Genomic DNA, 13,310 nt, shown 5'->3' with positions numbered 1-13,310 from the left:
TGGGTTTGTTAAAATGATGTTTCAGCTATACGCCTGTAATTTTTAATTGCCTTAATAATACCATCAACTATCTCTTTCTGCCCTTCTGGCGAGTTCATATAATCTTCTTCATCTGGATTACTAACAAAACCAATTTCGGTTAAAACCGCCGGCATTGCTGCCCTTGCAAGTACAGCTAAGCTCTTTTCCTGTACGCCACGGTTAATGCGTCCTGCGTTAACATACTCTTGTTGAAGCATAGAAGCAAACTTTAAACTCCTGTCTCTGTTGGTTTGTTTCATTAAAGATAACATAATATCGTTTTCGGGGGTATTGGCAATAAAGCCTTCGTAGTTTTTCTGGTAGTTATCCTCCAGAAACATAGATGCGTTCTCCCGTTTAATTACTTCGTCCTGTTCGCCCAAACGTCCTGTTCCCGATACAAATGTTTCAGTGCCACGGGTAGAAGTGCTTTTGGAAGTAACGGTTCTATAAACCGGAACTTTTCTGCCCCGAACTTTTTTATAATAATCAACAACCCGCGAAACGCGAACCGGCATATCGTTTAAGTGAATGGAGATAAAAAGATCGGCTTTTGAGTTGTTTGCAATATTAATACGCTCATAAAGCGGAATAAACACATCCGATTCTCTGGTGTAGATCACTTTGATATCTTTCAGGCTATCCTGAAGCGCCCGGCCAAGGTTTAAAGCTGTTTTTAGGGCCACGTCTTTTTCCTTCGAATAAACGCCATGTGTAGCGCCGTCTTTACCGCCATGGCCGGCATCAATTACAATTGTTTTAATTTTATATTCCTGCGCAAAAGCCTGATTATCAAATGAGTTTGATAGCGTAAAGCAAATAATAAATGTTAAAATGGATTTAAGATACATCAATGGTATATTTTTCACTAATTTTGAACGTTTTTGATTAAACATTTGTGCAAAAATAACATTCAAATACGAATTTGAAACTTCTTAAGAGCTCTATTTTACTAATTTCTGTCATTTTATTAACACTTGCTGTTAGTAAAGCTAACGCATTTTCTCATTTTTCATTGCAGCAAATCATTAAGCAAGACACAACTAAAAAGGATACAACCCTTAAAAAGGGCAAAAATAACAGTAGTATCGATCAGAAAGTCGAATACAAGGCCGATGACTCTGTGAAGATGAGTGCCGATAAAAACATTGTTTACCTGTACGGAAATGCCAGAGTAGTTTATGGCGATTTTGAACTTGATGCGGGATATATCAAATACGACAAAAAGCAAAATACGATTTTTGCCACAGGAGTAAAAGATCCGAAATCGGGAAGATATACTGGTAGGCCAATTTTTAAATCGGGTGCTGACGGTACAGCAATAGCCGATTCTATTTTTTATAATTCGGAAACTACACGGGCCAAGGTTTATGGCGTTTTCTCTGAACAGGAAGGTGGGTTCTTTTCTGGCGGACAAAGTAAAAAACAGATAGATGATGAACTGCATATCAAAAATGTGATGTACAGTACCTGTAATTTGCCGCATCCACACTTTGGTTTAATGATTTCTAAAGGCGTTGTAACCGAAAAGCAGATTATCACCGGCCCGGTTTACATGGTTATTGAAGATATTCCAACCTTTTTTGGTCTGCCTTTCGCATTTTTTCCAAAGCCGAATAAACGTACATCTGGTGTAATATTACCTACACCGGGTGAGGATGCAACCCGTGGATTTTTCTTGCAGAATGGGGGTTACTATCTTGGCTTAAACGATTACTGGGATGCCAAAATAATGGGCTCTATTTATACCAATGGTTCTTACGAAACCAGTTTATTAAGTAATTACACCAAGCGGTATAAATTTAACGGTAACATTAACCTGTCTTACTCCAGCTTTAAAGATGGTTTGGAAGGAACTGAGGCTTTTAGAAACCCAACCAAAAACTTTAGTATTAACTGGAGTCATAGCCAAAATGCCAATGCTAAGCCTGGTACGACTTTCAGTGCCAGTGTAAGGTTGGTGTCGAGTGGTAAAAGGGGATATTATAGAAATACGGCAGCAGGTACTTCGTACGATATTAATGCAATTTCTACCAATTCTACAAGTAGTAGTGTCAGTTATGCCAAAACATTTTCAAACAACATGAACTTGTCTTTGGCTGCTAGAAGTGATCAGACTTTAAGTACAAGGGCCATATCACTTAGGTTGCCAGAAGTAACATTTAACGTACCTACATTTAACCCTTTCAGTAAAAAAAATGCTGTTGGAGAACAGAAGTGGTATCAAAAAATAACGGTTGGTTATAGTCTTCAGGGAACAAATAGTATTGATACTTTTGATAGTTTACTTTTTGATAACGATGGTTTAAAGCGTTTAAGAAGTGGTATTGCACACAGCATTCCGGTTAATATGTCGTTCACAGCCTTAAAATATTTAAACTTTAGTTTAGGAGGAACGTATAATGAAGTCTGGAATTTTCAGAGCGTAAACAGACGTTACACCCAGTTTGCCGATAACACCTATACCTTTAGAGAAGATACTCTTAGCGGTTTTAAAAGGGCAGGGAGCTATAGCCTTTCTACCAGTATGTCGACGAAGATTTATGGAAGAAGAGATTTTAACCCACAAGGAAAGATTCAGGCCTTAAGGCATGTAATGACTCCAAACGTTTCTTTCTCTTATTCGCCCGATTTTACTAAAGCAGGAGCAGGGCCTTACAGACCTGCTATCGATCAAAACGGTAAGGAAATTTTAACTGGAGGCCAGCCCTTAAAATATTCTATTTTTGATGGTATGGCGCAGCAGGGATCTTTCGGTGGGCCTAATGCATCAATTGGTTTCGGGGTTGATAATACGGTAGAGTTGAAGGTGAGGAATAAGAACGATACTACAGGCACAGGGTCAAAAAAAATCCCCATTATACAGGGCTTGAGTTTTAGTGGCTCCTACAACTTTTTAGCTAAGTCTTACAAATTATCTACCATTGGTTTTAGTGGTCGATCTCAGTTTACAGATAAGCTGGGAATCAACTATAATGGTACCTTGGACCCTTATTCACTTAGACCCGATACCATTCCTGGCTCCAACTTGTTGATCAGGCAGGACCGTTATTTCTGGCAGAGCGGAAAAATATTGCCACGTTTGGCAAACCTTGGTTTCTCGTTCGATTACAGCTTAAACCCTGAAGCTTTAAAACGCAAGAACGAGGCTAACGATAAATTAGGAGAAGCTGCGAATAAAAAAGGCCTGACCGATATTCAGTCGGAACAATTGGCCGCCATTAGCCGTGATCCGAATGCTTTTGTTGATTTCAATATTCCTTGGAATTTTTCGTTCTCTTATAGTTTTCAGTATTCGAATGATGGAAATCGTACAACCATTTCTAATACACTGAATTTTAATGGCGATGTTAATTTAACGCCTAAATGGAAAGTTACCTTTAACTCTGGTTACGATTTTAAAAACAGAGGCTTAACACCTATGAACTTGGCCATTTATCGCGATTTACATTGCTGGGATATGAGTGTAAACTGGGTACCCTACGGTGCTTACAAAAGTTATTCTGTAACGATTAAAGTAAAAGCATCGATACTACAGGATTTAAAATTGAGCAAAAGACAAGGTTTTTACAGCACATACCAATAAATTTATGCTAGCCGAAATTATTACCATTGGTGATGAAATTCTAATCGGACAAATTGTAGATACTAATTCTGCATGGATGGCCCAACAGCTAAACCTGACCGGAATTTCTGTAAAACAAATCACTTCGATATCTGACGACGAACAACACATTCTGGATGCTTTAGCCCAGGCCGAACAAAGAGCTGATATTATTCTTATTACGGGCGGTTTAGGACCAACTAAAGATGATATCACCAAAAAAACACTGGCCAGGTATTTTAACATGGGCTTTAGGCGCGATGAAGGTGCTTTAGAAATGGTGCGTCAGATTTTTGAAAAATTTAAACGCCCTCTAATTGATGTTAATATTCAGCAGGCCGATGTACCGGATGGCTGCGAGGTAATTGTAAATAAAAACGGTACAGCGCCCTGTATGTGGTTTGAAAGGAACAATAAGATTTTTGTTTCTATGCCTGGTGTTCCATTCGAAATGATGTACCTCATGGGGGATGAAATTCTTCCCCGCTTAAAACGCAGGTTTGAACTTCCGGCCATTGTACATAAAACCATTCTTACAGCAAACATCGGCGAATCATTTCTGGCCAAAGAAATAGAAGAAATTGAAGATGCATTACCGGCACATATTAAACTTGCCTATTTGCCCAAACTAGGGCAGGTGCGTTTGCGTTTATCTGCCATAGGCGATGATGAAGTCAAATTAAAAACTGAGGTGGAGGTTTTTGCCAAGCAAATTATGGCAAAGGTGGATAAATTTGTGGTGATTGATGAAGATATTCCTTTGGAAAAGGCGATTCTAAACATCATGCATGTCCGCGGTCTTACCCTATCTACAGCCGAAAGTTGTACCGGTGGATATATAGCCCATTTAATTACCCAACACCCGGGCTGTTCTTCAGTATATTGGGGCGGAGCGGTTACCTATGCTTACGAACTTAAAGAATCGGTGCTTGGCGTAAAGGCAGCTACATTGGCTACCTTCGGTGCAGTTAGTGAAGAAACGGTAAAAGAAATGGCAGAAGGCGCTATTAAACACTTTAAAACCGATTATGCTATTGCAGTAAGCGGAATAGCAGGACCAGATGGCGGAACAGCAGACAAACCAGTTGGCACCGTATGGATTTCAATTTCTTCGAAAGATAAAACTGTAGCTAAACTGTTTAATTTCAGTAACAAACGTATTCAAAACATCGAGCGTTCGGCAACTGCAGCATTAACCATGTTATTAAATCTACTTAAAGAAACAGTTTAGAAGGAATAAAAACTGTATTTTTGTGGCGTTACCAATATAAAATACTGTAATTTAATATGGCTCAATACGAACTATTGTTACCAAAAATGGGTGAAAGTGTTGCAGAAGCAACGGTGATTAAATGGGTAAAGCAACCGGGTGATACTATTGATTTAGATGATACCATTCTGGAAATCGCTACCGATAAGGTAGATTCAGAAGTTCCTTCGCCGGTTGCGGGTAAATTGGTTAAACAATTATTTAAGGAAGACGAAGTTGCCCAGGTTGGTGATATAATTGCGATTATAGAAACCGAAGGTGGATCTGCCCCTCAGGTAGAAGAAATTGCTGTTGCTGCTCCGGTAACAGAAGAGAAAACTGAAACGATTCCGGGGATTGAACAATTGCCGGAACAAAATACAAGCCAGCAAGCTGATTTTAGTGCTGCTGAGCGTTTTTACTCACCTTTGGTTAAAAGTATTGCCGCACAGGAAAATATTTCGCTTGCAGAGCTTGATGCAATTAAAGGCTCTGGTGCCGATGGCCGCTTAAATAAAGACGATTTATTAAACTATATCGCCAACAGAAATGGCGGAAATGTAATTAAAACGCAAACTGTTATTTTGGCTCCACCACCTCCGGTTGAAAAAGCAAGCGAGAGCAAGCCAAATATTCAGCCAGTAGCACAACCTTCTGGCGCAAGTAAGCCATCTACCACATCAGTAAGCGGTGGCGATGAGATTATTGAGATGGACAGGATGCGTAAGCTGATTGCCGATCACATGGTGATGAGCAAAAGTACTTCGCCACATGTTACTTCATTTGTTGAAGCCGATGTAACCAATATGGTTTTATGGCGTAATAAAGTGAAAAACAGCTTCGAAAAACGCGAAAACGAGAAAATTACCTTTACACCGATCTTTGTAGAAGCAGTTGCAAAAGCAATTAAAGACTTCCCGATGATTAATGTTTCGGTTAACGGAACACAGATTATCAAAAAAGCGGATATAAATATTGGTATGGCAGCAGCATTACCAAGCGGAAACCTAATTGTTCCGGTAATCAGAAACGCCGATCAGTTAAATATTGTAGGTTTAACCAAAGCTGTAAATGATTTGGCCACGCGTGCCAGAAACTCTAAATTAAAACCCGACGAAACCCAGGGTGGAACCTTTACCTTAACCAATGTAGGTAGTTTTGGTAATGTAATGGGCACACCAATTATTAACCAGCCTCAGGTTGCTATTTTGGCTGTAGGTGCTATTAAAAAGAAGCCTGCGGTATTAGAAACCGAACACGGTGATGTAATTGCTATACGCCACATGATGTTCCTTTCATTATCATACGATCATAGGGTAGTTGATGGTTCGTTGGGTGGTATGTTTGTACGCAGGGTTGCCGATTATTTAGAGGCCTGGGATTTGAACAGGGAGATATAACAAGTTTACAGTTAAAAGTTTTCAGCTGGCATAATGCCAACAATCTAAACCTTTTACCAGTTTAACCATTAAAGAATGTTAGATTCAATTTTAAAAAAGATAGTTTCCGATAATGTGTTGCATGCCAAATGGTTAAATACATTGTCTTACATGGAAAATGCAGGTGCTAAAAAGATTTCGGCATCAGAACATAAGGAAAATGTTAATCTCATTATTCTTAAACATGCTGCCGAAGAACATCGCCATGCCTATTACCTGAAAAAGCAGATTGCAAAGGTTGATGAAACCTCTTGTAAGACCTATACCAACGCAGAGTTGTTATCTCCAAATAACACCAAATATTATTTACATGCTTTAGATATTGCGGTTTGCCGTTACTTGAAAGCAGCATTTAATCTTTCTGGTTACGATTTAAAGTTTGCAGCTTACCTTTTTGTTACTTACGCAATAGAGGTGCGTGCCGATGAGCTTTATCCAATTTACCAGGCGGTTTTAGATGAGGCGAAAAGTAAGGTAAACGTTAAGTCGATTATTTTAGAAGAAGAAGGCCATTTAGAAGAAATGATTAATCAGCTGGTTAACTTTTCACCTGACTGGGAAAATCACGCCGCTGAAGTAATTAAAATAGAGAAAGACCTGTTTGATAGCTGGGTAACTGCTTTAAATGTAGAACTGCCGGTAAATGCTTAATTTATATTGCATTGTTGCAAAATTATAATTCTGAGCAGTCAAGTTTTAAAAGAACTTGACTGCTCTCGTTAAAACCAATCCCATTTACCTTTGTTTCTAACTAAAAACAAGTAGCATGTCTAAATTCTCCGATTTAATCAATGGCGAAAAGCCTGTTTTGGTTGATTTTTTTGCCGAATGGTGCGGACCCTGCAAAATGATGAAACCCGTTTTGGATCAGTTAAAGTCACAGGTAGGAGATTCTGCAGCGATTATCAAAGTAGATATCGATAAAAACCAGCCTGCTGCAGCGGCCTTTAATGTACAGAGTGTGCCTACGCTAATTTTGTTTAAAAATGGGAAACCTGTTTGGCGCCAGAGCGGTGTGGTACAGGCTGCACAGTTGAAGCAGGTTATAGATCAGCACGCTTAATTAAACCTCTACAACGGTTTTGGGGGTTACAGCGAATATCCTTTCATTATTTTTAGGGTAAACGGTATACAAGCCCGTAAAGAGACTAAAAGCAGGTAAAACAGCATAACTTCTGCCAAAGTAAAAACAAGGAAATTTGAGCCGTTGTTTGGCCTTGCCCACAATGGTTACACCCGGATGGATGTGCCCGCTAATAGGGTAAAGTTCTGCTGCATCATTTTTGGGTGCATCGTGAATAAAACAAAAAGGCCCTAAGCAATAACTGAGATCGTGTATTTCAATTCCCATTTTCGCATAATCTGCATGGGCCAGTTTATCGTGATTCCCCTTTACGAGCAGTAATTTCAAATCAGCATATTGTGCTCTCCACGTCGAAAAATCATCAATATCTGTGTTTAAACCATGATGAAACATGTCGCCGGTAATGAGTAGGGTTTGGGGTTGATATTTTTCAATTAAGCCACTTAACCGTTGCAAATCACTCTGGGCAATGGTAGCAGGCACCTGCACTCCGGCTTGACGAAAATGAGCCGATTTACCCAAATGCAGATCGCTTATGGCCAAAAGTTGATGTTTAGGTAGAAATAAAGCCCGCTCTTTATCTAAAATCAGTTCTTCTCCGTGGCTTGTAATGGTCATTAATAAATATGTGATAGTGTTACCATTTAAGAAATATAATAACTTATAAGGCATATCGCCCAAAACTTAGAACTTATATTTTCTCAAATGCCCTATATAGTTAAAAGTATTACTTAATTTTTTCTGATTCTGCTTTCATCCTTGCAATTCGCTGCTCTAGTTCTTCCGAGCTCATGTTTTCCCGCAAACTATCTACCTTAATTGGAAAAGAAAGCGGGGTAAAGCTTTTCGGGTGAGTAATTACAATTGCACCATACTGAATTCTTTCCAATGCAGCGGCCAGTCGCGGTTCTTCCAGTTGCTGATAAAACACTTCATCGTATGCTTGCCGTAAAAGTAAATTATGTTGGTCATAATCACTAAAAACATTAAAAAATAAACCTGCCGATGACTGTAGGTGTTTATTAGCCACATATTTTCCGGGGTAACCCTGAAAAACCAAACCCGAAATGCAGGCAATATCACGAAATTTCCTCCGCGCCATTTCTGTTGAATTGATGCTCAGGGTAATGTCTTCCGTTAAATTTTTGGGCGAAAAAACTTCGTAAGCAATTGATTCGTCCATGGGTATTTCTGTTTCGCTAAGCAGTTCAAATCCGTAATCGTTCATGGCAATAGAGAAACTGATGGGCAGCAATTTGCTCAGGCGATAAGCTACAAGCGCAGCAAGCACTTCGTGTACCAGCCTTCCTTCAAAGGGGTAGGCAAATAAATGGAAACCTTCTTTGTTGTTAATCAGTTCGATTAATAATTCATCGTTACGCGGCACATGCGAGCGTTTTTCCTGCAATAAGAACAGGGGGTAAACCGAATCCAACTCTTCATCCTGATGGGTTTTATCCAGCGCTTCATTGTATTTCTTACGCAAAACCGAGCCTAAATTTGACGACAAGGGCAACCTGCCGCCATTCCAGCTCGGCGATATCGCATTTTTTTGTTTGCTGTTGCGCACAATTACCGTCATATCCTTTACATGGATAAATTCGAGCACGCGACCAGCCAGTCTGAAGTTATCGCCTGCCTTTAGCCGGGTTACAAAATATTCTTCTACCATGCCAATGTAGCCTCCTGAGAGGAATTTTACCTTCAGCATGGCATCACTAACAATGGTTCCGATGTGCAGGCGATGGCGCATGGCCAGTTGGCGGCTCTTTACTTTCCAAAGTCCGTCTTCATCTTTAGTTACTTTCTTAAATTCGTTATAGGCACTTAAACTATCACCGCCCGAGGTAATAAACTGCATCACCCAACTCCATTCCTCAGGGACGATCATTTTAAAAGCATGGGTGTTTTTAATCTCGTTATAAATCACCCGGTCGTCAAAGCCATCGCCAATAGCCAGGGTAACCAGGTATTGTACCAGCATATCGAAAACCATAATAAAGGGTTCTCTGCTTTCGATATTGTTGGTTTTGGCTGCTTCTTTTATTGCGGCAGCCTCTACGAGTTCCAGAGCATGAGTGGGGAGGAAATATATTTTAGAGGTTTCGTGAGGAGAGTGGCCCGACCGGCCGGCACGCTGTAAAAAACGGGCTACACCTTTAGGCGAGCCTACCTGTACTACCGTATCAACAGGTTTAAAATCTACTCCTAAATCTAAAGATGAAGTGGCAATAACAGCTTTCAACTGACCCGTATGCAAAGCATCCTCAATCCAGTTGCGAAGTTCGAAATCTATTGAACCGTGGTGTATGGCAATGCGCCCGGCCAGTTCGGGTTCAATATTGAGCAAATGCTGGTACCACATTTCCGATTGGCCGCGGGTATTAATGAAAATTAGGGTTGTTTTGCTTTTTTCTATAATCGGCAATAGTTTGTAAGCTAGCTTTAGTCCTAAATGCCCTGCCCATGGGAGTGTTTCAATATCATCGGGCAGGATAGATTTAATCAGGATTTTCTTTTCCAGGTCAGCTTTAACAATAATGCGTTTGGTGTTGATATCAGGTTCTAAAACATCCAGTGCTTCATCGATATTTCCAATGGTAGCAGATATCCCCCAAACCCTTAAAAATTGTTGTTTTTCCTGCTTTTGCAAGCCTTTAATGCGAGAAACAGCCAATTCAACCAATACGCCACGTTTACTGCCTAATAGCTCATGCCATTCGTCGGCCACAATGCATTTCAGGTTTTTAAATAAAGTTGATGATCCTTTTTGAGCCAAAAGCAAATGCAGGCTTTCGGGGTAATCAGCAGGATTTCTGGCATCGATTTTTTTTGCCGAACTTTTTCCGCCTGGCTAGTATCGCCGTTTCTTACACCTACATGCCAGTCGAGTTCCAGTTCCAGTAAAGTTTCGCGCATCGCCCGGGCAATATCTTTAGCCAGAGAGCGTAAAGGCGTAATCCAGATCAATTGCAACCGGTCTTTTGCTTTTTTATTGCTGCTTTCGGAGGCGTTCATGGCCTCAATTACAACTGCCAGAAATAAAGAAAAGGTTTTGCCGAAACCAGTAGGGGCATTTACCAGACCACTATAACCATTAAGATAATACTGCCAGGCCTCTTCCTGAAACTGAAACGGCCTGCGCTTATGGGTTTTAAGCCATTGTTTTATCTTTTTATAACCTTTGGTTTTGGTTTGGTTCATTGTTTAATTTTTTATACAAACTTTGCATGTTTTTAAAACCTGTGAGGTTTAAGCGATTGTATTACAAAGTAGACTGTAGCAACTGCCTTAAATCTTCCAATGTATTAATTTCTGCTGCTTTTTTATCTTTTCTCCACCTCAATATACGTGGAAAACGCAAGGCTAGTCCTGCTTTATGCCGTTTGCTTTCGGCAATACCTTCAAATGCAATTTCGAAAACCAGTTCGGGTTTAACGGTGCGCACGGGGCCAAATTTTTCGATGGCATTACGGGTTACAAAACTATTTACTTCTTTAATTTCTTTATCGGTTAAGCCCGAATATGCTTTGGCTATGGTGACCAGGTTTTCGCCATCGCGAACAGCAAAAGTATAATCGGTAAAGAAATTTGCCCTTCGGCCGCTTCCTTTCTGCGCATAAATCATTACAGCATCAACGGTATATGGATTGATTTTCCATTTCCACCAATCACCTCGCTTACGGCCGCTATGGTATAACGAATTAAGCTTTTTGAGCATAATGCCTTCGCTGTTTATAGCTCGCGAAGTTTGTCTTAACGCTGTGAGTTCTTCCCAGCTGTTACAATTTATAACCAGGGAGAGGATTACCACGCTTTCGCCTAAATTGCCAATAATACCGTTTAAAATTTGTCTTCTTTCGCTTAGCGGTTGTGTTCTATAATCCTGTGCTTCGTATTCCAGTAGATCGTAAACGAAAAACCCAATAGGGGCATCTTCTAACTGTTTTTTATTAATTGTTTTGCGGTTCAGACGCTGTTGCAATGTGTTGAATGACAATACTTTTTTATCTTGTATGGCAAGTATTTCTCCATCTAAAACGATACCATCAGGCAGTGCATCAACCAGGAAATGCAATTCAGGGAATTGTTCGGTTACCAGTTCTTCTCCACGGCTCCAGATAAAAAGTTCGCCATTTCGTTTTATAATTTGTCCACGTATGCCGTCCCATTTCCATTCTGCCTGCCATTCCGTAATATCTCCCAGGTTTTCGGGCTCCTGTTCCAAAGCATAAGCGAGGCAAAAAGGGTAGGGCCAGGAATTATCGGTATTTACATGGATCCCATTAACAAGCTCATGGAAAGTAATTTCGTAAGGATTCCATTTACCCATAATACTGTGCATAATCTGTGCACTATCTAAACTGCTTTGTTTAGCCAAAGCATTAACGAGCATTTTGTTTGAAACGCCTATTCTGAAATTTCCGGAAATCAGTTTGTTAAAAATAAAGCGCTCCTGTGTTTCCAAATGGTTCCAGGCATTAAAAATAAAAGCCTTTTTGGTATCATCATCCTTGCCTTCCAGGCAATGCAGGTCTTCAATCCATTGGTAAAGCTGCAAATCGGAAGTGTTTTCTGCAGGTGGAAGAAGAAGAGCAATAGTTTCGCTTAAATCGCCCACATTGGCGTAGCTTTCCGAAAATAACCATTCTGGCGTTTGGGTAATTTCGATTGCCCAATATTTAAGCAGAGCTGATTTGATGGGTCTTTTTGGCTTTTTTCCGGTAAATAAAGCAATTACCCAAACTTTATCTTTATCATTAGCAGAGTTGAAATAATGAACCAAAGCCGCTATTTTATCATTGGTTTTGTTGCTGAGCTCGAGCTGCTGAATCAGTTGTGCGAAATGTTTCATGGTAATTTACTTTCGTTTTGCCCGGCTAAATCAACTTTGTTGTCCTCATCATCTTCCTGTCCGAATTTGGTCAATACTTCACTGGCTTCAATACCTTTCTCATTTAAAAAGCGGCTAAATGCAGCTGTAAAACCATGGGTTACATAAACCTTTTCGGCTCCTGTTGCGGTAATGGCTTCCATAAGGCCGTTCCAATCGGCGTGGTCGCTCAATGCAAAACCTGCATCCGCACTCTGCCAGCGACGATGTGCCCTAACCTGCATCCATCCGGAACAGATGCCTGTAGCCGGATGGGCTAAATTTTTGATCCAGCGGCTATCACGCATTGCAGGCGGAACTATCACAATTCCTTTTTGCAAGGCTTCTTTAGTGGTTTCGGGTACTATCTTGATGGTTTCGGGTAAATTTACGCCTGCATTTACAATTACCTCGTTCAGGTTCGCAATACTGCTATGCACATATATCGCAACGTTGCCCGCCAGATTTTTAATCAGCCGCTGTGCCTTGCCTAAACTATAGGCAATTAATACACTTGTACGTTGCTGACTGATATTATCGTTTACCCAGTTTTGAATGCCGTTAAAAACCACTTCTTGTTTTTGCCACTTGTAAACCGGTAAGCCAAAAGTACTTTCAGAAACAAATGAGTGGCATTTTACGGGCTCGAAAGGTGTAGTAATACCATCATCTTCAATTTTATAATCGCCCGATATTACACATATTTCACCTTTATAAGCCAATCTAACCTGTGCCGATCCAATGATATGCCCTGCCGGGAAGAATGAAATATTTACGCCATTGCGGGTAATACTTTCGCCGTATTCGAGCGTTTCTACGTTTAAATCTTCACTAATTCTGCGTTGAATTATAGGCTTGGTAAGCGTATGGCAGAGGTAATATTTGTTGCCAAACCGAACATGGTCGCTATGGCCATGCGTGGTTACGGCATAATCTACAGGCCACCAGGGGTCTACGTAAAAATCTCCCTGATTGCAATAAATGCCTCTTTTGGTAAATTCGATTAATGCCATGACTATTTAACAATCAATATCTCAATT

The 13,310-nt window shown here is 40.3% G+C and carries 9 protein-coding genes and 1 pseudogene; 5 read left to right on the top strand and 5 right to left on the bottom strand.

Going from position 1 to position 13,310, the window contains the following annotated elements; all coding sequences use genetic code 11:
* Positions 1-8 precede the first annotated feature (8 nt).
* The gene (locus tag G7074_RS23645; RefSeq protein ID WP_124562433.1) at positions 9-872 is read right to left on the bottom strand and encodes an N-acetylmuramoyl-L-alanine amidase; all 864 of its coding nucleotides are present in this window, start codon (positions 870-872) and stop codon (positions 9-11) included.
* A 74-nt stretch (positions 873-946) separates the two neighbouring features.
* Here G7074_RS23645 and G7074_RS23640 point away from each other — a divergent pair, with 74 nt between their 5' ends.
* The 5 genes from G7074_RS23640 to trxA all read left to right on the top strand — a co-directional run bounded on the left by G7074_RS23640 (position 947) and on the right by trxA (position 7,376).
* Entirely contained in the window at positions 947-3,607 is a 2,661-nt protein-coding gene (locus G7074_RS23640) for a putative LPS assembly protein LptD (protein WP_124562432.1), read from the top strand.
* Positions 3,608-3,611: 4 nt separating this feature from the next.
* Positions 3,612-4,856, top strand: coding sequence for a competence/damage-inducible protein A (locus tag G7074_RS23635; protein WP_166211714.1), 1,245 nt, complete (start codon positions 3,612-3,614; stop codon positions 4,854-4,856).
* Between the two features lie 56 nt (positions 4,857-4,912).
* Positions 4,913-6,274 (top strand): dihydrolipoamide acetyltransferase family protein, encoded by a 1,362-nt coding sequence (locus G7074_RS23630; protein ID WP_124562430.1) that lies wholly within the window; start codon positions 4,913-4,915, stop codon positions 6,272-6,274.
* Positions 6,275-6,349: 75 nt separating this feature from the next.
* Positions 6,350-6,964 carry a hypothetical protein gene (locus G7074_RS23625; RefSeq protein ID WP_166211711.1) on the top strand — a complete coding sequence of 205 codons (615 nt, stop codon included), beginning with the start codon at positions 6,350-6,352 and terminating at the stop codon, positions 6,962-6,964.
* A gap of 115 nt (positions 6,965-7,079) precedes the next feature.
* Positions 7,080-7,376: a thioredoxin gene (gene trxA, locus G7074_RS23620; protein WP_090763274.1), complete on the top strand. Its 297-nt coding sequence runs from the start codon at positions 7,080-7,082 to the stop codon at positions 7,374-7,376.
* Here trxA and pdeM read toward each other — a convergent pair whose 3' ends face one another.
* The 4 genes and pseudogenes from pdeM to G7074_RS23600 all read right to left on the bottom strand — a co-directional run bounded on the left by pdeM (position 7,377) and on the right by G7074_RS23600 (position 13,283).
* Complete coding sequence (gene pdeM, locus G7074_RS23615; protein ID WP_124562428.1) at positions 7,377-8,015, bottom strand: ligase-associated DNA damage response endonuclease PdeM; 639 nt, start codon at positions 8,013-8,015, stop codon at positions 7,377-7,379.
* A 109-nt stretch (positions 8,016-8,124) separates the two neighbouring features.
* Positions 8,125-10,601 (bottom strand): annotated as a pseudogene (locus G7074_RS23610) (ligase-associated DNA damage response DEXH box helicase).
* Positions 10,602-10,662: 61 nt separating this feature from the next.
* On the bottom strand, positions 10,663-12,252 hold the full coding sequence (locus G7074_RS23605) for an ATP-dependent DNA ligase (RefSeq protein ID WP_166211708.1): 1,590 nt from the start codon (positions 12,250-12,252) through the stop codon (positions 10,663-10,665).
* Positions 12,249-13,283 carry a ligase-associated DNA damage response exonuclease gene (locus G7074_RS23600; RefSeq protein WP_166211705.1) on the bottom strand — a complete coding sequence of 345 codons (1,035 nt, stop codon included), beginning with the start codon at positions 13,281-13,283 and terminating at the stop codon, positions 12,249-12,251. Before G7074_RS23600 ends, G7074_RS23605 begins: the two co-directional genes overlap by 4 nt.
* Positions 13,284-13,310 lie beyond the last annotated feature (27 nt).

It is taken from the genome of Pedobacter sp. HDW13 (genome assembly GCF_011303555.1).
GTDB lineage: Bacteria > Bacteroidota > Bacteroidia > Sphingobacteriales > Sphingobacteriaceae > Pedobacter.
Note: the sequence above shows the minus strand (reverse complement) of the source record. Positions and strands in the feature narration are given on the sequence as shown.